The organism is Myceligenerans cantabricum, assembly GCF_054777735.1.
Genome location: NZ_BAAHAJ010000002.1, coordinates 141544 through 167769 on the forward strand (window position 1 = coordinate 141544; position 26226 = coordinate 167769).

At 70.5% G+C, this 26226-nt stretch carries 23 protein-coding genes; 17 read left to right on the forward strand and 6 right to left on the reverse strand.

From position 1 onward, the window contains the following. Positions 1 to 28: 28 nt before the first annotated feature. Positions 29 to 1069 (reverse strand): LacI family DNA-binding transcriptional regulator, encoded by a 1041-nt coding sequence (locus ACYU96_RS02110; RefSeq protein WP_460748659.1) that lies wholly within the window; start codon positions 1067 to 1069, stop codon positions 29 to 31. 225 nt (positions 1070 to 1294) lie between these two features. Between ACYU96_RS02110 and ACYU96_RS02115 the strand changes: the two genes are divergently transcribed. The 5 genes from ACYU96_RS02115 to yicI all read left to right on the forward strand — a co-directional run bounded on the left by ACYU96_RS02115 (position 1295) and on the right by yicI (position 9148). Beyond that, positions 1295 to 3421 (forward strand): beta-galactosidase, encoded by a 2127-nt coding sequence (locus tag ACYU96_RS02115; protein ID WP_460748661.1) that lies wholly within the window; start codon positions 1295 to 1297, stop codon positions 3419 to 3421. After that, positions 3418 to 4743 (forward strand): ABC transporter substrate-binding protein, encoded by a 1326-nt coding sequence (locus ACYU96_RS02120; RefSeq protein ID WP_460748662.1) that lies wholly within the window; start codon positions 3418 to 3420, stop codon positions 4741 to 4743. The genes ACYU96_RS02115 and ACYU96_RS02120 overlap by 4 nt, the downstream gene beginning before the upstream one ends. Positions 4744 to 4855: 112 nt before the next feature. After that, positions 4856 to 5728, forward strand: a complete 873-nt coding sequence (locus tag ACYU96_RS02125) for a carbohydrate ABC transporter permease (protein WP_460748711.1) — start codon at positions 4856 to 4858, stop codon at positions 5726 to 5728. Further along, a complete protein-coding gene (locus tag ACYU96_RS02130) occupies positions 5725 to 6564 on the forward strand; it encodes a carbohydrate ABC transporter permease (protein ID WP_460748663.1) in 840 nt (279 codons plus the stop codon). The genes ACYU96_RS02125 and ACYU96_RS02130 overlap by 4 nt, the downstream gene beginning before the upstream one ends. A 124-nt stretch (positions 6565 to 6688) precedes the next feature. Further along, complete coding sequence (yicI, locus tag ACYU96_RS02135) at positions 6689 to 9148, forward strand: alpha-xylosidase (protein ID WP_460748665.1); 2460 nt, start codon at positions 6689 to 6691, stop codon at positions 9146 to 9148. Between the two features lie 38 nt (positions 9149 to 9186). Here yicI and ACYU96_RS02140 read toward each other — a convergent pair whose 3' ends face one another. Then, entirely contained in the window at positions 9187 to 9426 is a 240-nt protein-coding gene (locus ACYU96_RS02140; protein WP_460748667.1) for a hypothetical protein, read from the reverse strand. A gap of 172 nt (positions 9427 to 9598) precedes the next feature. Between ACYU96_RS02140 and ACYU96_RS02145 the strand changes: the two genes are divergently transcribed. The 8 genes from ACYU96_RS02145 (at position 9599) to ACYU96_RS02180 (ending at position 18674) form a co-directional block, all read left to right on the forward strand. Then, positions 9599 to 11044, forward strand: a complete 1446-nt coding sequence (locus ACYU96_RS02145) for a GH1 family beta-glucosidase (protein WP_460748668.1) — start codon at positions 9599 to 9601, stop codon at positions 11042 to 11044. 99 nt (positions 11045 to 11143) lie between these two features. After that, positions 11144 to 12652 (forward strand): serine hydrolase domain-containing protein, encoded by a 1509-nt coding sequence (locus ACYU96_RS02150; protein ID WP_460748670.1) that lies wholly within the window; start codon positions 11144 to 11146, stop codon positions 12650 to 12652. A gap of 461 nt (positions 12653 to 13113) precedes the next feature. Next, positions 13114 to 13356 carry a glutaredoxin-like protein NrdH gene (nrdH, locus tag ACYU96_RS02155; RefSeq protein ID WP_460748671.1) on the forward strand — a complete coding sequence of 81 codons (243 nt, stop codon included), beginning with the start codon at positions 13114 to 13116 and terminating at the stop codon, positions 13354 to 13356. Between the two features lie 26 nt (positions 13357 to 13382). Continuing rightward, entirely contained in the window at positions 13383 to 13832 is a 450-nt protein-coding gene (gene nrdI, locus ACYU96_RS02160; RefSeq protein WP_460748673.1) for a class Ib ribonucleoside-diphosphate reductase assembly flavoprotein NrdI, read from the forward strand. Then, the gene (gene nrdE / locus ACYU96_RS02165; protein ID WP_460748674.1) at positions 13829 to 15964 is read left to right on the forward strand and encodes a class 1b ribonucleoside-diphosphate reductase subunit alpha; all 2136 of its coding nucleotides are present in this window, start codon (positions 13829 to 13831) and stop codon (positions 15962 to 15964) included. Before nrdI ends, nrdE begins: the two co-directional genes overlap by 4 nt. A gap of 105 nt (positions 15965 to 16069) precedes the next feature. Then, on the forward strand, positions 16070 to 17050 hold the full coding sequence (gene nrdF, locus ACYU96_RS02170; protein WP_460748676.1) for a class 1b ribonucleoside-diphosphate reductase subunit beta: 981 nt from the start codon (positions 16070 to 16072) through the stop codon (positions 17048 to 17050). Between the two features lie 365 nt (positions 17051 to 17415). Then, the gene (locus ACYU96_RS02175; RefSeq protein ID WP_460748678.1) at positions 17416 to 18384 is read left to right on the forward strand and encodes a tyrosine-type recombinase/integrase; all 969 of its coding nucleotides are present in this window, start codon (positions 17416 to 17418) and stop codon (positions 18382 to 18384) included. Further along, positions 18381 to 18674, forward strand: a complete 294-nt coding sequence (locus ACYU96_RS02180) for a tyrosine-type recombinase/integrase (protein ID WP_460748679.1) — start codon at positions 18381 to 18383, stop codon at positions 18672 to 18674. Before ACYU96_RS02175 ends, ACYU96_RS02180 begins: the two co-directional genes overlap by 4 nt. Before the next feature lie 98 nt (positions 18675 to 18772). Here the strand turns inward: ACYU96_RS02180 and ACYU96_RS02185 are convergent, their stop codons facing one another. Further along, positions 18773 to 18946: an excisionase family DNA-binding protein gene (locus ACYU96_RS02185; RefSeq protein WP_460748681.1), complete on the reverse strand. Its 174-nt coding sequence runs from the start codon at positions 18944 to 18946 to the stop codon at positions 18773 to 18775. A 170-nt stretch (positions 18947 to 19116) separates the two neighbouring features. Between ACYU96_RS02185 and ACYU96_RS02190 the strand changes: the two genes are divergently transcribed. Next, positions 19117 to 20376 (forward strand): IS256 family transposase, encoded by a 1260-nt coding sequence (locus ACYU96_RS02190; protein WP_460748682.1) that lies wholly within the window; start codon positions 19117 to 19119, stop codon positions 20374 to 20376. A gap of 103 nt (positions 20377 to 20479) precedes the next feature. Here ACYU96_RS02190 and ACYU96_RS02195 read toward each other — a convergent pair whose 3' ends face one another. Continuing rightward, positions 20480 to 21100, reverse strand: coding sequence for a TetR/AcrR family transcriptional regulator (locus ACYU96_RS02195; protein WP_460748684.1), 621 nt, complete (start codon positions 21098 to 21100; stop codon positions 20480 to 20482). 136 nt (positions 21101 to 21236) lie between these two features. On the opposite strand from ACYU96_RS02195, the gene ACYU96_RS02200 reads away from it, so the two are divergent. Further along, positions 21237 to 21995 (forward strand): SDR family oxidoreductase, encoded by a 759-nt coding sequence (locus ACYU96_RS02200; protein WP_460748686.1) that lies wholly within the window; start codon positions 21237 to 21239, stop codon positions 21993 to 21995. A gap of 890 nt (positions 21996 to 22885) precedes the next feature. On the opposite strand, the gene ACYU96_RS02205 is transcribed toward ACYU96_RS02200, so the two are convergent. Beyond that, positions 22886 to 23788, reverse strand: coding sequence for an oxidoreductase (locus tag ACYU96_RS02205; protein ID WP_460748687.1), 903 nt, complete (start codon positions 23786 to 23788; stop codon positions 22886 to 22888). 61 nt (positions 23789 to 23849) lie between these two features. On the opposite strand from ACYU96_RS02205, the gene ACYU96_RS02210 reads away from it, so the two are divergent. Continuing rightward, on the forward strand, positions 23850 to 24443 hold the full coding sequence (locus ACYU96_RS02210) for a TetR/AcrR family transcriptional regulator (RefSeq protein ID WP_460748689.1): 594 nt from the start codon (positions 23850 to 23852) through the stop codon (positions 24441 to 24443). 126 nt (positions 24444 to 24569) lie between these two features. Here the strand turns inward: ACYU96_RS02210 and ACYU96_RS02215 are convergent, their stop codons facing one another. Next, on the reverse strand, positions 24570 to 25190 hold the full coding sequence (locus ACYU96_RS02215) for a TetR/AcrR family transcriptional regulator (protein WP_460748690.1): 621 nt from the start codon (positions 25188 to 25190) through the stop codon (positions 24570 to 24572). A gap of 40 nt (positions 25191 to 25230) precedes the next feature. Here ACYU96_RS02215 and ACYU96_RS02220 point away from each other — a divergent pair, with 40 nt between their 5' ends. Further along, positions 25231 to 26223, forward strand: a complete 993-nt coding sequence (locus ACYU96_RS02220; RefSeq protein WP_460748692.1) for a ketopantoate reductase family protein — start codon at positions 25231 to 25233, stop codon at positions 26221 to 26223. Positions 26224 to 26226 lie beyond the last annotated feature (3 nt).

Genomic DNA, 26226 nt, shown 5'->3' on the forward strand with positions numbered 1-26226 from the left:
GGAAGCCTGACGGTGCGCGGCCGGAACGTCACCTCGGCCGCATGAGCACGGGCGCCAGCAGGCGGGTCTCCGCCGGGACGTCGCCGTCCAGGCGGGCCATGACCATGTCGACCGCGGTGCGGCCGATCGTCTCGGCCGGGAGGTCGATGCTGGTCAGCGGCACTGCCTGCGCGGCGGCGACGTCGGCCGGGCACAGCGCGACGACGTCCGTCGAGTGCGGTGCGCCCGCTTCGCCGTCGTCGGGCACGGCCGGCCTGCCCACCTCCGCGAGCCGCGCCAGCACGTGCGGGAGCGCGCCCTCGTTGTGCACGAGCAGGCCGGTGGTGCCGGGCGCCCGCTCCAGCAGCCGGTCGACGGCGTCCCGGCCGCCCGCCGGTCCCGCCTCGCACGGCTCCACGGTCACCGTGACGCCTCCGGCCTCCGCCTGCGTCCGGAAGCCCCGCAGCAGCCGGTCCGCGTACGACGTGTGCCGTGCCAGCACCTCGGGCGGCGCTCCGATCAGCCCGATCTCGCGGTGCCCGGCGGCGGCCAGGTGGCGTACCGCCAGCCGCCCCGCGGCCTCGAAGTCGAGGTCCACACAGCTCAGTCCCTCGGGGTCGGCGGGCAGGCCGATCAGCACCGACGGCTGCTCGGCGGCCGCCACGACCGGCACGCGGGGGTCGTCGGCCTCGACGTCCATCATCACCAGCGCGTCGACGATCGAGCCGCTCGTCACCCGGTCGAGCCCGGACACGTCGTCCTGCGTCAGCAGGAGCACGTCGTGGGAGAAATCCCGCGCCCGCGCCACCACCCCGCCGACGAACTCCATGATGACGTGCACGTTCACGCCCACCCGCAGCGGCACCATGAGTGCGATCGTGCTGGTGCGGGACGACGCCAGCGCCCGGGCGCCGGCGTGCGGGCGGTACCCGAGGTCCGCGATCGCCTGCTCCACGCGCTTGCGGGTGGGTCCGGAGATGGGGCGTTTCCCGGACAGGACGTAGGACACGGTCGAGGTGGAGACCTTCGCCTCACGCGCCACGTCGTCGATGGTCACCGATCGCTTCACAGACACATCATCCCCGACCATCTCTCTTCCGAAGCGCTTCGACTCGCGGGCACTGAAGAACTGCGGTGGGCAGATCCGTCCCGTCGTCGCGCCGAACTGCCGTATCCGCGCACCAACGGCACCCTGGGCCCGCAGGCCTACCGAGCGGCAATCCCCTGGACACTACGGCCTCACACCGGTTAATGTGTTGAACCGCTTCGACGGTCGCAACGAGGTGACCGTCCCTCGCCACCTCAGGAGGATCGCGTGCCCGATCGCTTCGCCGCGCTCACCGATGAGTTCGGCCTCTGCTTCGGCGGCGACTACAACCCCGAGCAGTGGGACGCCGCGACGTGGCGCGAGGACGCCCACCTCATGCGCGAGGCGGGTGTGAACCTTGTGACCGTCGGCGTGTTTTCCTGGGCGCGCTACGAGCCCCGCCCCGGCGTGCGCGACTTCGGCTGGCTCGACGAGGTCCTGGGCCTGCTGCACGAGCACGGGATCGCCGTCGACCTCGCCACGCCGACCGCCTCGCCGCCGGCCTGGCTGGGCCGCGACCACCCGGACACCCTCCCCGTGGACGCCGACGGCGTGCGCCTCGTGGCCGGTTCCCGCAACCACTTCAGCCCCGCCTCCCGCGTCTACCGCGAGCACGCCCTCGCGATCACCCGCGACCTCGTCGCCCGGTACGCGGGGCACCCCGCGGTCCGCCTGTGGCACGTGGGCAACGAGCTCGGGCAGACGTGCCACGGCGACGAGTCCGCCGGCCGCTTCCGCGACTGGCTGCGCGCCCGGTACGGCGACGTCGACACGCTCAACGACGCCTGGGGCACGGCGTTCTGGTCGCAGCACTACGCAGGCTTCGACGAGATCGTGCCGCCCCGCCGGATGCCGTACCACGTCAACCCGGCCCAGCACCTGGACTGGCGCCGCTACTGCTCCGACCTGCTGCGCGACCTGTACCGCGAGCAGCGGGACGTCATCCGCTCGCTCGACGGCACCCGCCCCGTCACCACCAACTTCATGGGCTTCTTCCCGCTCGTGGACTACTGGTCCTGGGCCGATGACCTCGACGTCGTCTCCGACGACGCCTACCCCGACCCCGGCGACCCCCACGCGCCCGCCGACACCGCGCTCACCCAGGACCTCGTGCGCTCGCTGCGCGGCGGCGAGCCGTGGCTCCTCATGGAGTCCGCGACCGGTGCCGTCTCCTGGCGTCCGCACAACCTGCCGAAGTCGCCCGGGCGTTCCCGCCTCGAGTCCCTGCAGGCGGTGGCCCGCGGCGCCGACGGCGTCTGCTTCTTCCAGTGGCGGGCCTCGCGGTCCGGCGCCGAGCGCTTCCACTCGGCGATGCTGCCGCACGCCGGGCCGGACACCCTGGTGCACCGGGGCGTGCGGCGGCTCGGCGCGGACCTGGCCCGCCTGCGCCCCGTGGCCGGCGGCCGCGTCCCCGCGCGCGTCGTGCTGCTGTGGGACTGGCCGTCCTGGTGGGCCGCCACCGGGGCGGCCGTGCCCACCGACCGCCTCGACCCGCTGGAGCAGCTGCGCAGGTGGTACCGCGTGCTGTGGGCCGACGGCGTGGCGGCCGACGTCGCGCGCCCCGGCGCCGCGCTCGACGGGTACGACGCCGTGCTCGTGCCGAACCTCCACCTCATGGAGCCGACGGCGGCGGACCGGCTGCGCGACGTCGTCGACCGCGGCGGCAGCCTCGTCGTGGGGCCGTTCTCCGGGGTGGTCGACGCCGACGCGCGGGTCCGCACCGGCCGCTTCCCGGCGCTGCTGTCCGAGGTGCTGGGTGTCGGTGGCGAGGAGTGGGCGCCCCTCCCGGACCACGGTGCGGCGCTGGACACGGGCGGTCGCGCCACCATCCTCGGCGAGCGGCTCCGGGTGGACGGCGCGGAGGTGATCGCGAGCTTCACGCAGGGGCACCTGGCAGGGGGACCCGCCGTGACCCGCAGGACCGGGGTGACCCGCAGCACTGCCGCGGGCGGCCCGCGGGGCGCCGAGGCCGGCGCCACCGCCACGAACGACCGGCACGGCGACCCGGCGGCGGGGCCGCGCGAGGGCACCGCCTGGTACGTCGGCACCGTGCCCGACGACGCCCTCCTGGCGACGGTCCTGCGGGACGCCGTCAGCCGTGCCGGGGCGGGCAGCGTGCTGCCCGGCCTGCGGGAGCTGAACGCGGCCCGGGCCGCCGGCGCCGAGCTGGAGGCCGTGCGGCGGGGCGACGCCCTGTTCCTGCTCAACCATTCGGGCGCGCACGACGCGCCCGGCACGCCCGCGCACGTCGTCGTGCCGGGCTCCTGGACCGACCTGCTCACGGGTGCGGCGGTGACCGGCGAGGTCACGGTGGCGCCCGGGGACGGGGCGGTCCTCGTCGAGAAAGGGAAATGATGAAGGCAACGACGATGACGCGTGCCGCGGCGGCCGGGACCGCCTTGTTCCTCGCCGGCGGGGCGCTCGCCGGCTGCACCGGGCAGCCGGTGAGCGGCGGGACCGGTGGCGAGGACACGGACACCGGGACCCTGACGATCTGGCACTACGAGAACGAGACCTCCGCCATGGGCGTGGCCTGGGACAAGGCCGTCGAGATCTTCGAGGAGGAGAACCCCGACGTCACCGTCGAGGTGGAGAAGCAGACGTTCGAGCAGATCCAGAAGAACGCCAAGATCGTGCTCACCGGTGACGACGTGCCCGACGTCATGGAGTTCAACAAGGGCAACGCGACCGCCGGGCAGCTCGCCGCCCAGGGCCTGATCGCGCCGCTCACCGATGCCGCGGCCGAACGCGGCTGGGACGAGACGATCGCCGGCTCGCTGGCGACCACCGCGCAGTACGACGACGCCGGCCTCATGGGCTCCGGCGACTGGTACGGCGTGCCGAACTACGGCGAGTTCGTGGGCGTCTACTACAACAAGGACCTGTTCGCCGAGCACGGGCTCGAGGAGCCCACCACCCTCGACGAGCTCGAGGACGTGCTCGCCGCGTTCGCGGAGGAGGGCATCACCCCGCTCGCCGAGGCCGGCGCGGAGTACCCGATGGGGCAGCTCTGGTACGAGCTCGTCCTCGCCTACGGGGACCGCGGGCTCGTGGACGACTACCAGCTCTTCGCGAACGACCTCGACTTCCACGGCGACGCGATGACGCAGGCGACCGAGAAGCTCGCGGAGTGGATCGACAAGGGCTACGTCTCGGACGACGCCGCCGGTCTCACCGCCGAGGACATGGGCGTGTCGTTCATCGACGGCACCTACCCGATCATGGTCTCGGGCTCCTGGTGGTTCGGACGCCTCGACGCCGAGGTGAAGGACGACTGGGGCCAGTTCACCTTCCCCGGGAACGAGCTGCACCCGGGGTCCTCGGGCAACCTGTGGGTCGTGCCCGCGAACGCCGGCTCGCCGGGCCTGGCCGAGGAGTTCATCGACATCACGCTCCGGCCCGAGGTGCAGGACGTCCTCGCCCAGGAGGGCGGCCTGCCCGTCGCGGCCGACGCCTCCGGGATCGACGACGAGCGCACCCGCGAGCTGACCGAGAACTTCCAGGAGATCGTGGACGCCGACGGGCTCGCCTTCTACCCGGACTGGCCGGTCGCCGGCTTCTACGACGTGCTGGTCAGCCAGCTCCAGTCGCTCGTGAACGGCTCCAAGACGCCCGACGAGGTGCTCGACGGCCTGCAGGAGGCCTACGACGACGGCAAGGCTGACCTCGTTGAGTGAGACGTCGCCGAGCGAGGCGCCGGCGGGAGCGCCGCCGGCGACCGGGTCCCGCGCCGGGCAGCGCCGTCGCCGGACCCGGCACCGCGGGGACCGGTGGGGCTACGTCCCCTACCTGCTGCCGGGCGCCGTCGCGTTCGTCGCCGTGATCGGGTACCCGCTCGTCACGAACGTGTACTTCAGCCTGTTCGACTGGCGCGGCGGCATGTCGCCGCTGCGCTGGACCGGCCTGGGCAACTACGCCGACCTGATGGCCGACGACGCCTTCTGGACGTCGTTCGGCAACTCCGTGGCGATGATCGTCGCGATGGTCGTGGTGCCCACGGTCGTCGGGCTGGTGCTCGCCGCGGTGCTGTTCGACTACCTCGGACGGCGGTTCGGCGGCCGCGTGGCGTCGGTGCTGCGCGCCACCTACTACCTCCCGCAGATCCTCCCCGTCGCGGTGGCGGGCGTGCTGTGGAACTGGATCCTGAACGCGCAGTCCGGCGGGCTCAACGTGATGCTGCGCGGGCTCGGCGTCACCGACCCGCCCAACTGGCTCGGCGACCCGGCCACCGCCCTGCCCTCGGTGATGCTCGTGCTCATCTGGGTGCAGATCGGCTACCCCGTGGTCATCTTCATGGCCGCGCTGCAACGGGTGGACCCCGAGCTGTACGAGGCCGCCGAGCTGGACGGTGCCGGCTGGTGGCGGCGCTTCCGCTCGATCACCGTGCCGCAGATCCGGCCCGAGACGTTCGTGGTGACGCTGACCTGCACGGTCGCCGCGCTCAAGGTGTTCGGGCCGATCTACGTGCTCACCCGCGGCGGGCCCGAGAGCTCGACCCTGGTGCCCAGCTACTACTCGTACCTGAACTTCTTCGACAAGTCCCAGGTCGGGTACGGCGCCGCCGTCGCGACGGTGCTCACCGCGGTGATCGTGGTGGTGGCCGTCGCGATCCTCGCGCTGCAGTCCCGGGCCGAGCGGCGCGAGCGGGAGGGTGTCCGATGACCGCCGCGCGGTACCGCCGCGGCGCGGCACGCTGGTTCGTGCTCGCGGGCGCCGTCGTCGTGGCGCTCGCGATGCTGGCACCGTTCGCGATCATGGCGCTCAACGCGTTCAAGTCCCCGGCGGACTACTCGGCGAACGGTCCGCTGTCCTGGCCCACCGGCCTCTACCTCGACGGCGTCGTCGCCTTCTGGGAGCGGACGGAGTTCCCGGTCAAGCTCTGGAACTCGATCTTCATCGCGGGCACCGTGGCGCTCGCGGGGACGCTCCTGTCCCTGCTGAACGCCTACGCGATCGGCGTGGGGCGGGTGCGCGGGCGGCTGTGGATCGTGACCGTGTTCCTGCTGGCCAACATGCTGCCGCAGGAGGCGCTGATCTACCCCCTGTTCGCGGTGGCGAACGCGGTCGGGCTGTCGAACTCGCAGTGGTCGGTGATCATCATCTTCACCGTCATCCAGTCGGCGTTCGGCACCTACCTGCTGGCTTCCGTCCTCGGGACGTTCCCGACGTCGATCCTCGAGGCGGCCCGGCTCGACGGGGCGGGGCGCTGGCGCATCCTGTGGAGCGTCGTCGTGCCGGTGGCGCGGCCCACGCTCGCGGTCCTGATGATCTTCTTCTTCATCTGGACCTGGAACGAGTTCTTCATCCCGCTGGTCATGCTCACGACCAACGACACGCAGACCATCCCGATCGCCCTCGCGTCCCTGCAGGGCGACCGCATGATGGACGCGCCGACCACCAACGCGGGAGCGCTCGTCTCCCTGGTGCCGGCGGTCCTGTTCTTCCTGGTGTTCCAGCGGACCCTGACCCGGGGCGTGGCCGCGGGAGCGGTGAAGTGAGCGTGCGACCGCGGGGAGACGACGTGCCCGGCCGGCCCACCGGACCCCGCGGGGGAGACGGGGCACCGGTGGGCGAGGCAGCCGGCGGCGGCGAGGACGCCGTCGTCCTGATCGAGAGGCGTTCATGAAGTTCACAGACGGCTACTGGCACACCCGGAACGGCGTCGACGCGCTCTATGCGGTCGAGGTGGACGACGTCCGCGTCGACGAGGCGGCCGGGACGATGACGGTCTACGCGCCCACCGGGCGGATCGCCAGCAGGGGCGACACGCTCAACCGGCCGATGGTCACGATCACCTACTCCTCACCCGCGCCCGGCGTCGTGACGGTGAAGGTCGAGCACTGGGCCGGGGCGGTGCGGTCGGGTCCGGCGTTCCCCGTGACGGGGGAGCCCGGGTTCCGCCCGTCGGTGACGGTGGACGACGACGCCGGCGAGCTCACCTCCGGGAACCTGACGGTCCGCGTGCGGCGCACCGGGCCCTGGAACGTGACGTTCTCCTGCGACGGGCGCGAGCTGACCTCCAGCCTGCCGAAGTCGGTCGGGGTGATGGCCGCGTCCGGCGACGGGCCGCGGAAGGACACCGTCACGACGGCGTCCGGGACGGCGTTCGGGACGGCCGGGCCGGGACCCGACGGCGAGTCCGCGTGGGTCCACGAGCAGCTCACCCTGGAACCGGGGGAGCAGGTGTACGGGCTCGGGGAGCGCTTCGGCGCGTTCGTGAAGAACGGCCAGGTGGTCGACACCTGGAACGAGGACGGCGGTACGTCGAGCGAGCTGGCGTACAAGAACGTCCCGTTCTACCTGACCAGCAAGGGGTACGGCGTGTTCGTCGCGCACCCGGAGCGGGTCTCGTTCGAGGTGGCGTCCGAGGTGAACACGCGGGTGCAGTTCTCCGTGGCCGGGCAGTCGCTCGAGTACCACGTCGTCGCCGGTCCCGAGCCCAAGGACGTGCTGCGGCGCTACACGGCGCTGACCGGGCGCCCGCCCGCGGTCCCCGCCTGGTCCTACGGGTTGTGGCTGTCGACGTCGTTCACCACCGACTACGACGAGGCGACGGTCACCGGCTTCGTGGACGGCATGGCGGAGCGGGACATCCCGCTGAGCGTCTTCCACTTCGACTGCTTCTGGATGCGTGAATACCAGTGGTGCGACTTCGAGTGGGACCCGCGGGTCTTCCCGGACCCGGTGGGGATGCTCTCCCGCCTGCACGAGCGGGGCCTGAAGGTCTGCGTGTGGCTCAACCCCTACATCGCGCAGCGCTCGCCCCTGTTCGAGGAGGCGCGCGCGGCCGGCTACCTGGTGCGTACCACCGACGGCGGGGTGTGGCAGTGGGACCTGTGGCAGGCAGGCATGGGCCTGGTGGACTTCACGAACCCGGACGCGAAGGCCTGGTACCGGTCGAAGCTGGAGCGGCTGCTGGACCAGGGCGTGGACTGCTTCAAGTCGGACTTCGGCGAGCGGGTCCCGGCCGACGGCGTCGTCTGGCACGACGGCTCCGACCCGCGCAAGATGCACAACTACTACGCCCAGCTCTACAACGAGGCGGTCTTCGGGCTGCTGGAGCGGCGCCGCGGTGCGGGGGAGGCGGTGGTGTTCGCCCGGTCCGCGACCGCGGGCGGGCAGACGATGCCCGTGCACTGGGGCGGCGACTGCGACTCGACGTTCGCGTCGATGGCGGAGTCCCTGCGCGGCGGGCTCTCGCTGGGCCTGTGCGGTTTCGGGTACTGGAGCCACGACATCGGCGGCTTCGAGAACACGCCCGACGCGGCCGTGTTCAAGCGCTGGGCCGCGTTCGGGCTGCTGTCCTCGCACTCGCGGCTGCACGGTGCGGGCTCGTACCGCGTGCCGTGGGCCTTCGACGACGAGGCGGTCGACGTCGTGCGGCGCTTCACCCGGCTGAAGCTGTCCCTCATGCCCTACCTGGGGCAGGCCGCCGCCCAGGTGCAGGCCGACGGGACCCCGATGATGCGGGCGATGGTGCTGGAGTTCCCCGGTGACCGCGCCGCGCACACGGTGGACACCCAGTACATGCTCGGCGACGACCTGCTGGTCGCCCCGGTGTTCCGCGCCGACGGGCAGGTGAGCTACTACCTGCCCGCGGGCGAGTGGACACGCCTGCTCCCGGTGGTCGACGGTGCGAGCGACGCCGCGGGTGGTGACACGGGTGGCGACGCCCGTGACGCCGCCGCGGGCGGCGACGGATCGGGCGGCGACGGCGCTCGCGGCCTGGTGCCGACGACGGTGCGCGGCTCGCGGTGGGTCAGCGAGGAGCACGGCGTCGACTCCCTCCCGCTCCTGGTCCGGCCGGGCTCGGTGATCCCGGTGGGTGCCCGCGACGACCGGCCCGACTACGCCTGGGCGGAGGGCGTCACCCTGCACTGCTTCGAGCTCGCGGACGGGTACGAGCAGGACGTCGCCGTACCCGGCGGCACCGGGGAGCCCGCGACGTTCACGGTGCGGCGCAGCGGCGGCACGGTGCGGGTGAGCACCGCCGACGCATCTGCCGGGTGGGGCGTGACGATCGGCGGCCGTACCGTCCGGGCCGAGGGCGCCGGGGAGGTGTCGATCGACGTGGCCGGCTGACTGGCGCGCGAGCGCGCGGGGGCGCGCTCGCGCACGGGCTACCCGGCCGGTGCGTCCAGGTCTGACCCGCCACGCAGCACGGCGGCGCCCGGCGGGGCACCGACCGGGTGCGGCGGATCGGCGGGCACGTGCAGGACCGCCGGACGCACGACGACGTCGTACCGGGTGCCCAGCTCGGTGCGGGCCGGATGCGTGACGTCCGTGCGGAGGTACGTGACCTTCGCCGTCGTCAGGGCGGCGTCGACCGCCGCGGCCAGGGCCGACTCCGTTGCTGCCATCCTGAGCACCTCCACCACTCGTCGTCGTAAGTATGTTCGATCTTACCCGCACACCTCCATCCCCACCACCCGGTTTCGCCACCCGGCCCGTCCCGGGCGACGATAGAGGCGGTCACCGACACGGATGCCCGCACCGACACCGCAGTCCGACATCGATTTCACGGAGCGACACATGGCAACACCGAGCGACGCCCGCACCTTCCCCGACGACTTCGTCTGGGGCTCTGCCACGGCGTCCTACCAGATCGAAGGGGGCGCGACCGAGGGCGGCCGCGGCCCGTCGATCTGGGACACGTTCTCCCGCACCCCGGGCAAGACCCTGAACGGCGACACGGGCGACGTGGCCGACGACCACTTCCACCGCTGGCAGGAGGACGTCCAGCACATCAAGGACCTGGGCCTCGACGCCTACCGTCTGTCGATCGCCTGGCCGCGCGTGCAGCCCGGCGGCAGCGGCGACTTCAACCCCGAGGGGATCCGGTTCTACTCCGACCTCCTGGACGCCCTGATCGAGGCCGGCGTCCGGCCCGTCGTCACGCTCTACCACTGGGACCTGCCGCAAGAGCTGGAGGACGAGGGCGGCTGGACGAACCGCGCCACCGTCGAGGCGTTCGTCCGCTACGCCCGCCGGATGGCCGAGGAGCTCGGCGACCGTGTCGACATCTGGACCACGCTGAACGAGCCCTGGTGCACCTCGCTGCTCGGCTACGGCTCGGGCGTGCACGCGCCGGGCCTCAGCGACCCCGTCGCCGCGCTGACCGCGATCCACCACCTGAACCTCGCCCACGGCCTGGCGGCCCGGGAGATCCGCGATGTGCTCGGGGAGTCCGCCAAGGTGTCGATCACGCTGAACCTGCACGTCGTCCGGGCGGACGACCCGTCGTCGGACGCCGACCTCGAGGCCAAGCGCAAGGCCGACGAGATCGCCAACGAGGCGTTCCTGGGCCCCCTCCTGGAGGGCGCCTACCCGGCCGGCCTGCTGCGGCGTACCGCCGCGCGCACGGACTGGTCCTTCGTGCGGGACGGCGACCTGGAGGCCATCCGGCAGCCCCTCACCGTGCTCGGCGTGAACTACTACTCGACCGCCCGCGCACGGGCCTGGTCGGGCGAGGGCGAGCGACAGCAGGCGGACGGGCACAAGGACTCCGCGGGCACCCCGTGGATCGGGGCCGAGGACGTCGAGTTCCTGCCCCAGCCGGGCCCGCACACGGCGATGGGCTGGAACATCGAGCCGGCCGGGCTCACCGACCTGCTCCTCGAGGTGCACGAACGATACCCGGACCTGCCGCTCATGGTCACCGAGAACGGCGCGGCGTTCGACGACGAGGTCACCGTGACCGACGGCGTCGCGCGCGTGCACGACCCGCGCCGCGTCGAGTACCTCCACGACCACGTCGAGGCGCTCGGCCGGGCCCGCGACGCGGGCGCCGACGTCCGCGGCTACTTCGCCTGGTCCCTGCTGGACAACTTCGAGTGGGCCTACGGCTACGACCGCCGCTTCGGCATCATCCGGGTCGACTACGAGACCCTCGAGCGCACCTGGAAGGACTCGGCGTACTGGTACCGCCGCCTGGCCGCGACGGGCACGCTCCCGGAGGTGACCGACGTCGAGCCGTGACGTCGACCCGTGACGTCGCACGGCACGCACGCCGGGCCCTGGCGCCGGTCGACGACGCCAGGGCGCACGGTGCCGGTGCGCGTCGGTAGCCTGCCGGGCATGAACCACCTCGCGCTCGACCGCCTGCTGGACCGCACCCGCCGGCACGCCCGCGTGCCCGCTCTCGCCGCGGCCGCCGGGCGTCGCGGCGAGGTCGTCTGGGCAGGGGCGGCCGGGAGCGCGCACCTCTCCGGCGGGGTGTCCCCGGCGCCGTCGTTCGGTACGGGCGGCGCGGGGAGCGCGGCGGTGGCGCCCGGCCACGCGTTCCGCATCGGGTCGATCACCAAGCCGATGGTCGCCGTGGCCGTGCTCCGGCTCGTCGCGGAGGGGCGCGTGGCGCTCGCTGACCCGGTCGGTAAGCACGTCCCGGACGCGCCCGCCGGGGGCGCGACGGTGCGCCAGCTCCTCACCCACACCAGCGGCCTGCCCGCGGAGCCCCCGGGCCCGTGGTGGGAGCGTGCCGGCCACGGGCCCTGGGAGGAGCTGGTCGCGTCCGGTCCGCAGCCGCTCTGGGAGCCCGGCGACCGTTACCACTACTCGAACCCGGGCTTCGCCGTGCTGGGCCGGATGGTCGAGCTGCATCGTGAGCGCGCCTGGGACGCCGTGCTGCGGGAGGAGCTCTGGGAGCCGCTCGGGATGACGTCGACCGGCCGCGAGCCGGCCGGGCCGGCCGTGACGGGGTACGCCGTGCATCCGCACGCCGACCTCGTGCACGACGAGCCCGTCGCCGCGTACGGCGCGCTGGGCCCGGCGGGCGAGGTGTGGTCGACGGCGGCCGACCTGGTGCGGTTCGGGATGTGGCTGGTGGGCCGGGAGGCGGACGCGGCGGCGGGAGCTGCGGTGCTGCCCCGTGAGCTGCGTGAGCTCATGGCGGTGCCGCGCGTCGTCGCGGACGACGCCGGGCCGCGCGCGGGCTCGTGGGACACCGCGCACGGCCTGGGCGTCCGTGTGCGGCAGGACGGTGACGTCCGGACCGTCGGCCACGGCGGGTCCGTCCCCGGCTTCACCGCGGACCTGCGCGCCGACCTGGTCTCCGGTGACGTCGTGGCGGTCTGCGGGTCGTCCACGGCCGGGTTCGGTGGCGGCGGACCGTTTCTCGAGGCGTTGCGGGGTGCGGGAGCGACGGACCTGGGAGTGACGGACCCGGGGGCGACGGCGGTCAGGGTGTCGGCGGCCAGGACGGCACCGGCCGGCGACGGCAGCCTCGACGGCGGCGGTCCTGGGAACGGCGGCGGCCCTGACGGCGGGGCCGAGGGCGTGCTCGGCCTCGTCGGCACCTGGTACTGGGGCCCGGTGCCCTTCACGGTGAGTGCGGACGGCCCGGACCGTCTCGTGCTGCGTTCCGTGGGTGAGGGCGGCCGCGGGACCGCGTTCGTGCGCCGGGACGGCGGGGCGTGGACCGGCGTCGACGGCGGATACTGGCTGGGCGAGCGGCTGGTGCCTGTGGAGCGCGGCGGGCAGACCCTCACGCTCGACGTCGGCACGTTCTGCTTCACCCGGATGCCGTACGATCCGGCGGCGGACGTCCCCGGCGGGGTGACCGGCTGGTGGGCCGCGACTCTGGAGTGAGACACGCCCAAGCGAGTGCGACACGCCGCGAGTTCAACTCGGGTTCGCGCGACGTTGGTAGGCAGTTAGTCCTTTTTGTCGCCGCTCCCGAGTGCGCCGGACGCCGCCCGGCGAGGGTCCGCGCACCGCTCCCGGCGAGGGCGTCCCGGGGTCCGGCGTGTCGCCTCCGCGGTGTCGCGTGACGGGCACGGACGAGCGTCTCGCGGGCGTCCCGGACGCGCCTGCGGGGGAGTGTCGGACACCCGTGGCAGCATGGTCGGCGAGCGTGGTCCGGCGGGCGGGTGCACACACCCCATGGGTCGCGCTGTCGACGCCAACCACAAGATGTCGTTGCCGCGCGAGCGTCAGACACTAGGTGTAGTGTTTTCTGTAGCGGGGCCGATACGGCTCCGCGCAAACCACACCGGTGTAGTTCCGCCGGTGTTCTTCGAGGTCAAGGGCATCCCAGGGGAGGGGCGGACATGAGCGTCACCGTCTACAGCAAGCCGGCGTGCGTCCAGTGCGACGCAACGTACCGCGCACTCGACCGCAAGGGCATCGAGTACTCGGTCGTCGACATCACACAGGACACCGACGCGCTCGAGATGGTCCGCGGGCTCGGGTACCTCCAGGCACCCGTCGTGGTGGCCGGTGACGAGCACTGGTCGGGCTTCCGGCCGGACCGCGTCATGGCGCTCGCCGCCGACCGGGCAGTCGTCGCCTGACGATTCGTGAAGGCGGGTTCGGAGCCATGGGGTCCCTGGTCTACTTCTCCAGCGTCTCGGAGAACACGCACCGGTTCGTCCAGCGCCTCGGGCTCGAGGAGCTGGACATCCCGGTGCGGCGGATCCCTCTGCGACCTGCCGACGGGTTTCTGCACGTCGACGAGCCGTACGTCCTGGTGGTCCCCACCTATGGCGGGGGCAACGAGGGCGGCTCGGTACCGCGACAGGTCCGCAAGTTCCTGAACGACGAGCACAACCGGTCGTTCATCCGCGGCGTCATCGCCGCCGGCAACACCAACTTCGGGGCTGCGTACTGCATCGCCGGGGACATCATCGCTGCCAAGTGCGACGTCCCGTACCTGTACGCCTTCGAGCTCCTGGGCACAGCGCAGGACGTCACACGCGTCCGCAACGGATTGGCACGATTTTGGCAACAGCAACCACAGAACCAGCCCCGTCAGCCGCTCTCGGCATGAGCGTGGCCTCGCCGGAAGGCGTCCAGCCCGACTTCCACGCGCTCAACGCGATGCTGAACCTCTACGGCTCGGACGGGAAGATCCAGTTCGAGAAGGACCGTGAGGCGGCCCGCCAGTACTTCCTGCAGCACGTCCTGCCCAACACGGTGCAGTTCGAGACGCTGGAGGCGAAGCTCGAGTACCTCGTCGAGAACGAGTACTACGACGCGGCGGTGCTCGCGAAGTACTCGCCCGCGTTCGTCAAGACGCTCTTCCAGCGGGCGTACAGCATGGACTTCCGGTTCGAGACGTTCCTCGGCGCGCTCAAGTACTACACGTCGTACACGCTCAAGACGTTCGACGGGAAGCAGTACCTCGAGCGCTTCGAGGACCGCGTGTCGATGGTCGCCCTCGGCCTCGCCGACGGGGACGAGACGCTCGCCGAGCACATCGTCGACGAGGTGGTCGCGGGCCGGTTCCAGCCGGCGACGCCGACGTTCCTCAACGTGGGCAAGGCACAGCGCGGCGAGCCCGTCTCGTGCTTCCTCCTGCGCATCGAGGACAACATGGAGTCCATCGCGCGCGGCATCAACTCCGCGTTGCAGCTCTCCAAGCGCGGGGGTGGCGTGGCGCTGCTCCTGAGCAACATCCGCGAGCACGGCGCGCCGATCAAGCACATCCAGAACCAGTCGTCGGGCGTCATCCCGGTGATGAAGCTGCTCGAGGACTCGTTCTCGTACGCGAACCAGCTCGGCGCGCGTCAGGGCGCGGGCGCGGTGTACCTGCACGCGCACCACCCCGACATCATGCGGTTCCTCGACACCAAGCGGGAGAACGCGGACGAGAAGATCCGCATCAAGACGCTCTCGCTCGGCGTGGTCATCCCGGACATCACCTTCGAGCTGGCCAAGAAGAACGCGGACATGCACCTGTTCAGCCCCTACGACGTCGAGCGCGTCTACGGCAAGCCGTTCGCGGACGTCTCGATCTCCGAGAAGTACGACGAGCTGGTGGCGGACGACCGCATCCGCAGGACCACGATCAACGCACGCGACTTCTTCCAGACGGTCGCGGAGCTCCAGTTCGAGTCCGGGTACCCGTACATCATGTTCGAGGACACGGTGAACAGGGCGAACCCGATCGCGGGCCGCATCACCCACTCGAACCTGTGCTCCGAGATCCTGCAGGTCTCGACACCGTCGACGTTCCACGAGGACCTGTCGTACAGCGAGGTCGGCCGCGACATCTCCTGCAACCTGGGCTCGCTGAACATCGCCAAGGCGATGGACTCGCCCGACTTCGGCGCCACGATCGACACCGCGATCCGCGCGCTGACCGCCGTCAGCGACCAGACGAGCATCGACTCGGTGCCGTCGGTGCGGCACGCGAACGAGCTGGGGCACGCCATCGGGCTCGGGCAGATGAACCTGCACGGGTACTTGGCGCGCGAGCGGATCTACTACGGGTCCGACGAGGGCATCGACTTCACGAACATCTACTTCTACACGGTCGCCTACCACGCGATCGCCGCGTCGAACCGCCTGGCGATCGAGCGCGGGAAGAAGTTCGGCGGGTTCGAGGACTCCACATACGCGACGGGCGAGTACTTCGACAAGTACACCGGCCAGGAGTGGAAGCCGGCGACCGAGCGGGTGGCGCGGCTGTTCGCGGCCTCGGGCGTGACGATCCCGACGCGGGAGGACTGGGAGGCCCTCCGGGCGTCGGTGATGGAGCACGGCATCTACAACCAGAACCTGCAGGCGGTCCCGCCGACGGGCTCGATCAGCTACATCAACAACTCCACGTCGTCCATCCACCCGGTGCCGGCCAAGATCGAGATCCGCAAGGAAGGCAAGCTCGGTCGCGTCTACTACCCGGCGCCGTACATGACGAACGACAACCTGGAGTACTACCAGGACGCGTACGAGATCGGGTACGAGAAGATCATCGACACGTACGCCGCGGCGACCCAGCACGTGGACCAGGGCCTCAGCCTGACCCTGTTCTTCCCGGACACGGTCACCACGCGCGACGTGAACAGGGCGCAGATCTACGCCTGGAGGAAGGGCATCAAGACCCTGTACTACATCCGCCTGCGTCAGCTCGCGCTGGAGGGTACTGAGGTGGATAACTGCGTCAGCTGCATGCTCTGACGCCCCGAGGGTGTGCCCGGCCCTTCCGGGCGCACTCGCTCCCACCTGCATCGTCCCTGAACAGCCCGGCCGCAGCCGGCGTCGTACATCGGAAGAAGAACGAAGATGTCGCCCACAGGAAAGCTCAAGCTCATCGATCGCGTGACCGCGATCAACTGGAACCGCCTGGAGGACGAGAAGGACCTCGAGGTCTGGGACCGTCTGGTCGGGAACTTCTGGCTCCCCGAGAAGGTGCCGGTGTCCAATGACATCCAGTCGTGGCACACGCTGTCCGAGCCCGAGAAGGTGATGACGACTCGGGTCTTCACCGGCCTGACGCTGCTGGACACGATCCAGGGCACGGTCGGCGCGGTCTCGCTCATCCCGGACGCGCTGACGCCGCACGAGGAGGCGGTGTACACGAACATCGCGTTCATGGAGTCGGTGCACGCGAAGAGCTACTCGTCGATCTTCTCGACGCTGCTGTCGACGCGGGAGATCGACGACGCCTTCGCCTGGTCGGAGAACAATCCGCACCTGCAGAAGAAGGCCGAGATCGTCCTGGAGTACTACCGGGGCGACGACCCGCTGAAGCGCAAGGTCGCCAGCACGATGCTGGAGTCCTTCCTGTTCTACTCCGGCTTCTACGCGCCGATGTACTGGTCGAGCCGGGCCAAGCTCACCAACACCGCCGACCTGATCCGCCTCATCATCCGTGACGAGGCGGTGCACGGGTACTACATCGGCTACAAGTACCAGAAGGGTCTGGAGAAGCTCACGCAGGCGGAGCAGGACGAGCTCAAGAGCTACACGTTCGACCTGCTCTTCGAGTTGTACGAGAACGAGGTGGAGTACACCGAGTCCCTGTACGGCGAGTTGGGTCTGGTCGACGACGTCAAGGCGTTCCTGCGGTACAACGCCAACAAGGCCCTGATGAACCTGGGCTACGAGGCGCTGTTCCCGAAGGAGGACACGGACGTCAACCCGGCCATCCTCGCGGCGCTGAGCCCGAACGCGGACGAGAACCACGACTTCTTCAGCGGGTCGGGTTCGAGCTACGTCATCGGCAAGGCCGTGGAGACCGAGGACGACGACTGGGACTTCTGACACCTCGTTAGGAGCCCGTCGCCCGTAGCGGTTGACCAGAGGCCCGGAACCGCAGGATTCTGCGGATCCGGGCCTCTTTGCGTGCCGACTCTCCGAGGACACAGGAGGTCGGACATGGACAGAAGAACCCACGCGGTGAGGCACGGGGGTGGCACGCGCGCACCTGCCGATCGCCGACAGGTGTCGCCCGCACGCGAAATTCGGGTGCGGCTCGCCTCGTCGACCGTGCCAGATCGTGCCACGGACGAGCCGGTGAGGATGCGGAGAACGCTGGAATCTAGCGGATCTGAGAGCTCGTGGTGGATGAGTGGCACGGAACGGCACAGCAGTCCGCGAGAGTCCATCCGAGAGCACGCGAGGTCGCGATGAGCACGACGAAAAGAGAGTCCTGGGGGAGCCTGCGAAAGCTTCCTTCGGGCCGCTGGCAGGCCCGCTACCAGGCACCCGACGGCGAGACGTACACAGCCAGGCCCGAAGACGACAAGCCGCTGACCTTCGCGACGAAGACCGACGCCCGCGAGTGGCTGTCCGCGATGCACACGACGATCGCACGAGGGCAATGGGAGGCACCGGCCGTGACGGCGCAGCGGCGGCGGGCCGAGGCGGCGGCCGACGAGGCCAAGTCGATCGCATTCCGCACGTACGCGGAGCGGTGGCTCGAGAACATCCGCACTGAGAAGGGCCGGAGCGGCCGCAGGCGGGCAGCCGGAACGATCCGCACGTACAAGGGAAAGATCGACGGATATCTCGTACCTGAGTTCGGCGACGAGCCCGTCCGTGCGATCAACGCGGAGATGATGCGCACGCTGATCGCACGGCTCGACTCCATCCCGTCCGTGGTGAACACGAAGACGCAGTACAACGGAATCACGCGGCCGGTACTCGTTGTGTTCATGATGATCCTGCGGCAGGCCGTGCGCGACGGGATCATCACGGCGTTGCCGGACGTCAACGTCCCAGGACAGAAGTCCGTCCGTCACGATGCCGACCATGATCCTGGTGAGGATGTCGCCGAGCCCGAGCAGGTCGAGGCGCTCTACAAGGCAACGCCAGAGCCTTGGCGGATCATGGTCTTGCTCGCTGCCTGGTGCCAGCTGCGCCGTGGGGAAGCGCTGGGCCTGGAGCACCGCGACATCGAGTGGCACGACGACGGAACCGCGACCTTGCGTGTCCGTCGCCAGCTGAACGCGAACACGGGGGACTACTCGGACCCCAAGAGTGACGCCGGCAAGCGGTCGATGAGCGTCCCCAAGATCATGCGGGACCGACTGCAGGAGCATCTCCGTGACCATGTCGACGAAGCTCGAAAGGCGCCCGTCATCCTGGGAGCGTGAAGAGCACCGTCCCGCTGTCGAGCACGCGCTGGTACGGCGCGTGGGCCGAGGCGCGCGACTCGGTACCTGATCTCCCGGTCCGCTTCAGGTTCCATGACCTGCGGCACACAGGGCTGACGATCTTCGCTCAGGAGGGCGCCACGCTCGCCGAGCTGATGCGCCGCGGCGGGCACTCGGACATCAAGGTCGTGCTGCGCTACCAGCACGCGACGATGGAGCGCGACCGCGAGCTGGCAGACAGGATGAGCGAGCGCGCGGCGGCGCGGATCAAGGCCGCAGCCGAGGAGTGACCGGCTGACAGGCCAGCGAAAGACGCGTGGGCCCAGGAACCTGGCGGATCCTGGGCCCACGCTTGTGCGGCAGACGCGTAGATGCTCCGGGAGGCAGCTCATTTGCCGGGTCGGACGGTGGGAATGGTCGACACGAGCGCCTTCGCTAGTTCGTCGGGGTCGACACGCACGAGACCCCCGATTTTGTACCCGGTGATCGTGCCGTCGGCGATACGCCGACGCAGAGTCTTCACCGAGATCTGGAAGGTCTGTGCAGCCTCGTGCAGCCGCACCAGGTGGGTCGTTTGATGTCCATGCAGGCGAGGTGTGCGTGGAAGGGCGCAGGTTGTGCCCCTGATAGTGGTGTAACGCGGTTGGCGTGATCGTCTCGGCGAGACGGAACGCGGTCACCGCGTGATCCTTCGAGTGAACCTCTCACAGCACTCTCGAACGGAGCATCACGATGACCGCACCTCACATTATCGACCCTGCCGGCGTTCTGGGCGAGGCCCTGGCCGAGGCGTCCCCGGACCTGATGCGGCACCTGCTGTCGACGATGATCGACGCGCTGTTGTCGGCCGAGGCCGATGCGGTCTGCGGGGCGGAGTACGGCCGCGCGAGCTCGGAGCGGGTCAACAGCAGGAACGGGTACCGGCACCGGGACCTGGACACCCGGGTCGGCACCATCGACGTCGCGGTCCCGAAACTGCGTCAGGGGTCGTACTACCCCGACTGGCTGATGGACCGCCGTAAGCCGGCCGAGAAGGCGATGATCGCCGTGGTCGCGGACTGCTACCTCGCCGGGGTCTCCACCCGGCGAATGGACAAGCTGGTGGGCACCCTGGGGATCACGTCCCTGTCGAAGTCGCAGGTGAGCCGCATGGCCAAGGACCTGGACGAACAGGTGGCAGCGTTCCGTACCCGCCGGCTGGACGAGTCCGGGCCGTTCACGTTCCTGGCTGCGGACGCCCTGTCGATGAAGCTGCGCGAGGACGGACGCGTCACCAGCGCGATGGTCCTGATCATCACCGGTGTCAACGCCGACGGACACCGCGAGGTCCTGGGCCTGCGCGTGGCCACCAGCGAGACGAAGACGGCGTGGAACGCACTGTTCGCCGACCTGGTCGCCCGCGGCCTGACCGGGGTCATGCTCGTCACCAGCGACGCCCACCCGGGCCTGGTGGACGCGATCAGCGCCAACCTGCCGGGAGCTGCCTGGCAGCGGTGCCGCACCCACTACGCCAAGAACCTCATGGACACCTGCCCCAAGACGCAGTGGCCGGCGGTCAAGGCGATGCTCCACTCGATCTACGACCAGCTCGACGTCGCCTCCGTGAACGCGCAGTTCGACAAGCTCCTGGACACCGTCACCGCCAGCCTGCCCGACGTCGCAGCCCACCTCGACACCGCCCGCGCAGACCTGCTCGCCTTCACCACCTTCCCGCGCGAGATCTGGCGGCAGATCTGGTCGAACAACCCCAACGAACGCCTCAACCGCGAGATCCGCCGACGCACCGACGTCGTGGGCATCTTCCCCGACCGCGACGCCATCATCCGCCTGGTCGGCGCCGTGCTGGCCGAGCAGCACGACGAATGGGCCGAAGCCCGCCGCTACCTCGGCCTGGACGTCATCGCCCGCAGCCGCCAGCCCCGACCCACCCCCGAGGAGACCACCACCATCACAACCAACACTGACCAGCCAGCACTCCCCACCGCAGCCTGACCACCCACGACCCAAAGGATCACGAAACAGTTACACCACTACCAGGGACTTGACCCTGCCCTGTCCTTTTGCGCACAAGCGAGGCTCAGCAGATGGTCGCAGGTCAGGCCGGCGTGGGGCCGGTCGCGGCGTCCGACCGTCCGGGTAGGAGCCGGTCGGCGAGTGTCTGCGCCGTTGCGGCGAGGGTCTCGATGTCCATCCCGCTGCGTCCCATGAAGACCACGCCCTGCTGTGCTGCGAGCAGGGTTCGCGCTGTCTGGACGGGGTCGGGTTCGGCGGGGAGGTCGCCGTCGGCTTGTGCCTTCGCGACGTACTCGGCCACGATCGCGGTGGTCTCCTCGTACGCGCGGCGTGCCTCGGTCGCGACGTCGGGATCGGCGGCGGCCAGCTCGGTGGTGCTGTTGGCGAGGAAGCACCCGCGTCGTGCGGCCACGCCTTCGGGGTCACCCACGGGCGCTATGAGATAGGCGCGCAACGCATCGACGGCCCGTGGCGTGGCGGCGAGCCTTTGGCGCAGCACCGTGTTGCTCGCCGACACGTATCGCTGCAGGACCTGGAGAAAGACCTGGTGCTTGTCGCCGAAGGCCGCGTACAGGCTGCCCTTGCCCAGCCCGCTGACCCGCATGAGGTCCTGCAGCGACGTCGCTGCGTACCCGGCGTTCCAGAACTGGTCGCCGACCGCTCGCAGCACCTTCTCTTCCTCGAACTGTCGTGGTCTTGCCATGTGTCGAGGATAAGTGTTCTTGACCAATCGGTCCAAGAAGGTTCGGCCGGTGTGCTAGCCTCGAATATGGACCGAGAGGTCAAGAACTGGCGACCACGCCTGGACGCCGGTTCTCAACGAACGGGAGAACACACTCATGGGCCAGTTCGACAACAAGTCGGTCCTCGTTACCGGAGGAAGCACGGGTATCGGCTTCGCGGCTGCCGAGCGCTTCGTTCACGAGGGGGCGCACGTCTTCATCACCGGGCGCCGCCAGGCGGAGCTCGATGCCGCGGCAGCGGCCCTTGGGGCCTCTGTCACGGCTGTCACCAGTGACATCAGCGATCTGGACGACCTGGACCGACTGTTCGCGACGATCTCGCGCGCAGGCAAGGGGCTCGACGTCGTGGTCGCGAACGCCGGAGGCGGCGACAGCCTCGCGACCATCGCCGACGTCACCCCGGAGAGCTACGAGGCCACGTTCGGTGCCAACGTGCGCGGCACGATGTTCACCGTCCAGAAGTCGCTGCCGCTGCTCGCCGACGGCGCCAGCATCGTCATCACCGGATCCAGCTCGGCCAGTCGAGGTACCCCCGGCTTCGGGGTGTACTCGGCCTCGAAGGCGGCGCTGCGTCAGTTCGTGCGCACCTGGGCCGCGGAGCTGGCGCCCCGGGGAGTGCGCGTGAACGCCGTCGTGCCCGGCCCCACCGACACCCCGGGGCTGCGCGGCCTCTCACCGGACCCGGCGCACCTCGACGCGATGCTCGCGGGCATGGCCCAGACCACCCCGCTTGCCCGTCTTGCCCGCCCGGCCGAGATCGCCAACGCGATCTTGTTCCTCGCCTCCGACCAAGCAAGCTTCGTCACCGGCAGCGAGCTCTTCGCCGACGGCGGCGAGGTTCAGACCTACCCCTGATAGCCCACGACACCCAGACCGACGGAAGGGACCGCACACGCACGACTACAGCGGGACAACAGTCCTCGTCACCGGCGCCTCCAAAGGGCTCGGGGAGGCCTTCGCCCGTGACCTGGCCGAGGGGGTGCGCACCTCGTTCTCGTCGCCCGGGTCTGTCCGGTTAACGGCTCTGTCGCACTTTCGGCTCTGTCGCACTTGCGACAGAGCCAGTCATCGGACAGACCCGAGTCTGGCAGAGATCAGGTCCGCCGATGCAAGACGGCGCGATGTCGTGGCAGCGCCATCGGTCAGGTCACTTGTTGCCGTGGGCGTCGGGATCGCGTTGAGCGACTCGGAGTGCTCCTAACGGTACGTTGGACCGTCGCACGGCTGCCGTGACAGTGCCACTTCAGCGCACGGAGCACCAGGACGGGCTGGTCCGGGTGCAGGCCAGGTGGCTCCGAGTGACTGCGAAAGCGGGTCCCCGGAGCAAGGAGTCCGCGATGTCCTCCGTGGGGCCAGCGTGCCGGAGGCGACCGACACCCCCGGGTCACCCCAGCCCTGACGGCTCGCCGTGCAGTAGAATCGGCCGAGTGTTGTGGCCGTACCCTCAACCATTGTCGGGTGGCCTGAACGCATTCAGCAGGAGCGGCACATAGAAGGCACGATACCCACGCGAACCACAGGATCCGCAGGATTCTGGGCCTCAGGCAAGAACTGGGACTTCTGATCACCTGATCGAAGCCCGCGACCCGTAGCGGCTGACCAGAGGCCCGGAACCGCAGACACCTGTGGTTCCGGGCTTCCTGCCTGCCGGCATCCGCAAGACGCGGCAGATCCGCTCCGGGCTCCACATGCTGCCGGTACCGGACACGTCTCGTCCCGCGCGCTGCCGAACTCTTCCGTTCTGCTCAGGGGGCAGCAGGGTCGGCGGTCAGCGGGAAGCGTGTCCCGGTGAGCTGTTCGGAGACGTCCCAGAGTCGCCTGGCGATGTTCGGGTCGTCGGTCTCTGCAGGCCGCTTGCCCAGGGCCGCCGGGCCGCGCACCCCGCCCATGCGGCTCGGGCCGGCGAGGCTGCCGCCCGGCACGTTGCCGGTTGCCGCGAGCAGGGTGGGAAGGGCGCCCCCCTGTGGTCCGTGCGCGAGCAGCGGTGTGCTGATCGCCGCGAGGGTGTCGAGGAGCCGGTTGCCGCTGGTGATCCGGAAGCCGGTCGACGCCCAGCCGGGGTGGGCGGCGGTGGAGAGCACCGGAGAGCCGACCGCGGTCAGGCGGCGCTGCAGCTCGGCGGTGAACAGCAGATTCGCCAGCTTGGACTGCCCGTAGGCGCCGAACGGGCTGTAGGTGCGCTGTTGCCATTGCAGGTCGTCGAAGTCGATGTGCGCCGCGCGATGAGCGCTGGAGGTGACGGTGACGACGCGATCGGTGATCCGGTCCAGCAGGAGGTTCGTCAGCGCGAAGTGCCCGAGGTGGTTCACCCCGAGCTGGAGCTCAAGACCGTCCGCGGTGTGCCGGAGCGTATCGGTCATCGTGCCGGCATTGTTCACCAGGACGTCAACCGTGCCGGCTATCCCGGCGGCGAAGGCACGCACCGACGTGAGCGAGGCGAGATCCAGCGGCCTGACCTCGACCTCGCCTCGGATGGTGGCGGCGGCCGTGCGGCCCTTGTCCTGGTCGCGGACGGCGAGGATGACGTGCGCGCCCTTGGCGGCCAGTGCGGCGCCGGCGGCGTGTCCGATCCCGCTGCTGGCACCTGTGACGATGATGGTGCGGTCTGTCTGAGCGGGAATCTGCGACGGCGAGCTGAGCGTAGGCATGGAAGCAATGTATCCACTGGTAACTATGTAGTCAACGGAAACATCCTTGTATGCTGGGAGAGTGGCCTCGACTCGTCCCTACCACCACGGCAACCTGCGTCAGGCAGTGCTGGACCACGCCGCGGTGATGCTCCGGGAGAGGGGGGCCGCGGAACTCTCGCTCCGCGAGCTCGCGGGCCGGATCGGGGTGACCCACGCGGCTCCACGCCGGTACTTTCCCGACCGGCAGGCGCTGCTCGACGCCCTGGCCGTCGAGGGCTTCGCCCGGCTCGGCGCTCGACTGCGCGGGGCGATGGGTGCAGCGCCGACGTATCAGGAGCAGGTTCGGTCGGTCGCCGCCGCGTACCTCGGCTTCGCCACCTCCGACGCGAACCTGATGGAGCTGATGTTCGCCCACAAGCACGGAACCGGTGGGCGGAGCGTGGCGCAGAGCGCGACCGACGCGTTCGAGCCGCTGGCGGAGATGTTTCGTCGCGGGCACGCCGAGGGGATGCTCCCGGCGCAGGACCCGGAACGGGTCGGGCTGGTCTTTCTCGCGACGCTTCAGGGTGTCGCAGGTCTGGCCAACTGCGGAGTCATTCCCGCCGAGCACCTCGACGAGGTGATCGGGAGCGCCGTCGCGCAGGTTCCCGGGGTGTCGCGCTCCACGGTGTGACCGTGTCGACGGGCTGCGGGTGACTCCGGGTTCACGGCGCCCTTGGCTGCCGGCACTCCGAGGACACGTCGTCCAGCCCGAGCAGCCCCGAGCACCGCTACGGTGCCACGCCGGACCGCCGGCACCTCATGGTCGTGCTCGCCGCCCGCCGCCCTCGGTGAGATCGAGCGCTGGACGGATGACGGTCCGGAACAGGTCCTCCCGGTCCTCCCGGTTCGCCTCGTGGTCGGTGATCAGGGGGGAGAAGGCGAGGTCGGTGAGGATCAAGGCGGCCAGGCGGCGGAACAGCGGCGGGTCGCGGACGATCTCGCCGCGGTCGGCGGCGGCGTGGAAGGCGGAGGCCAGCTCGTCCACGAGCGGCGTGATGATCTCCTCGCGCAGCGCGGCGCCGAACTCCGGGTCGGTCGAGGCCGCGTGCAGCAGCACGAACCCCATGCGCACGTCGCGGTCCGACACGAGGCCGGTCCGGGCCAGCCGCGCGAACGCCTCGTCGAGCGAGGTCGTCGCGGCGTCCCCGAACAGGGGCGGGTGCCGGGCGTCGTCGCGCGTCAGGGTCGCCATGACCAGGCCGCGCTTGCCGCCCCACTGCCGGTACAGCGTCGCCTTGCTCGTCCGGGCGCGGGCGGCCACCGCATCCAGGGTGAGCCGTTCGTAGCCCACCTCCAGGAGCAGCTCGTGGACCGTGCGGAGCACATCGGAAAGACGCTCGGGCGACATCCGTGAACGGGACGGGCGGGTACTGGGCACGTCACGAAGTGTACGATACCGTTTCGTACTGTTCAATCGGATGGATGGAGCGATCATGCGGGTCCTCATGTTCGGCCGCGGTGTGATCGCGACCCTCTACGGCTGGGCGCTCGAGCAGGCTGGGCACGACGTCGAGTTCTATGTCCGTCCCGGTCGCGCGGCGGCCTACGGAGACACGGTCGGCCTCGACGTCCTCGACGCGCGACACCGCGTCCGAGGGCGGCGGATCCTTCAGGAGTGGCCGGTGCGGTACCGCGAGACGCTGGAGCCGGATCACGGCTTCGACCTGATCGTGCTCAGCGTGGGACACCATCGTCTCGTGGAGGCCGCCGGTTTCCTCGCGCCGCGTCTCGGTGACGCCACGGTCCTCGTCTTCGGCAACGTGTGGTCAGAGCCCCTGGAGGCGGTCGCTGCCCTGCCGGCCGACCGGCTCGCGTGGGGCTTCCCCCAGGGCGGCGGGGGGTTCGGCACGGACGGAACGCTCCGCGGGATGCTGCTGCCCTCCGTGATGTTCGGCACCCTGGGCCGGCCCGCCGGCCGGCGCGAACGAGGCGTGCGGCAGGCGTTCCGCCGCGCCGGGTTCGCGCTGCGCGAGCAGCACGACTTCCGCGGATGGCTCTGGATCCACTTCGCGGCCGACGCCGGCATGCACTCCCAGGGGCTGCGGGCGGGCTCGCTGTCCGAGCTGGTCGGCTCGTCCCACGGCTTCCGCGAAGCTCTGCTCACCACCCGCGAGCTCCTGCCCCTGGTGGAGGCGCGCGGTGTCGACCTGCGCAAGCACCGGCGAAGCACCCTCTTGTTCCGGACCCCCGTCTCGCTGACGTCTGCCGCGCTCGCCTGGGTGACGGCCCACGTCCCGCTCGCGGCCCGCTCGCTCCAGGCACACACCGATCCCGGCGCGGAGGAACCGCGCGCCGTCTGCCGGGACACGCTCGCCGAGGCGCACCGCCTCGGCATCGCCGCGCCGCGGCTGGACGCCGCGGCTCCGGGTTTCGCTCCCACGGAGCGCCCGGCCGACGGCGACCAGCGGTGACAG

Coding starts and splice junctions, on each gene's coding strand:
- ACYU96_RS02140 (WP_460748667.1), bottom strand. CDS start 9,426: ATGGCAGCAACGGAGTCGGCCCTGGCCGCGGCGGTCGACGCCGCCCTG.
- ACYU96_RS02190 (WP_460748682.1), top strand. CDS start 19,117: ATGACCGCACCTCACATTATCGACCCTGCCGGCGTTCTGGGCGAGGCC.
- ACYU96_RS02200 (WP_460748686.1), top strand. CDS start 21,237: ATGGGCCAGTTCGACAACAAGTCGGTCCTCGTTACCGGAGGAAGCACG.
- nrdF (WP_460748676.1), top strand. CDS start 16,070: ATGTCGCCCACAGGAAAGCTCAAGCTCATCGATCGCGTGACCGCGATC.
- ACYU96_RS02110 (WP_460748659.1), bottom strand. CDS start 1,069: ATGGTCGGGGATGATGTGTCTGTGAAGCGATCGGTGACCATCGACGAC.
- ACYU96_RS02145 (WP_460748668.1), top strand. CDS start 9,599: ATGGCAACACCGAGCGACGCCCGCACCTTCCCCGACGACTTCGTCTGG.
- nrdI (WP_460748673.1), top strand. CDS start 13,383: ATGGGGTCCCTGGTCTACTTCTCCAGCGTCTCGGAGAACACGCACCGG.
- ACYU96_RS02150 (WP_460748670.1), top strand. CDS start 11,144: ATGAACCACCTCGCGCTCGACCGCCTGCTGGACCGCACCCGCCGGCAC.
- ACYU96_RS02120 (WP_460748662.1), top strand. CDS start 3,418: ATGATGAAGGCAACGACGATGACGCGTGCCGCGGCGGCCGGGACCGCC.
- ACYU96_RS02205 (WP_460748687.1), bottom strand. CDS start 23,788: ATGCCTACGCTCAGCTCGCCGTCGCAGATTCCCGCTCAGACAGACCGC.
- yicI (WP_460748665.1), top strand. CDS start 6,689: ATGAAGTTCACAGACGGCTACTGGCACACCCGGAACGGCGTCGACGCG.
- ACYU96_RS02130 (WP_460748663.1), top strand. CDS start 5,725: ATGACCGCCGCGCGGTACCGCCGCGGCGCGGCACGCTGGTTCGTGCTC.
- ACYU96_RS02220 (WP_460748692.1), top strand. CDS start 25,231: ATGGATGGAGCGATCATGCGGGTCCTCATGTTCGGCCGCGGTGTGATC.
- nrdE (WP_460748674.1), top strand. CDS start 13,829: ATGAGCGTGGCCTCGCCGGAAGGCGTCCAGCCCGACTTCCACGCGCTC.
- ACYU96_RS02175 (WP_460748678.1), top strand. CDS start 17,416: ATGAGCACGACGAAAAGAGAGTCCTGGGGGAGCCTGCGAAAGCTTCCT.
- ACYU96_RS02195 (WP_460748684.1), bottom strand. CDS start 21,100: ATGGCAAGACCACGACAGTTCGAGGAAGAGAAGGTGCTGCGAGCGGTC.
- nrdH (WP_460748671.1), top strand. CDS start 13,114: ATGAGCGTCACCGTCTACAGCAAGCCGGCGTGCGTCCAGTGCGACGCA.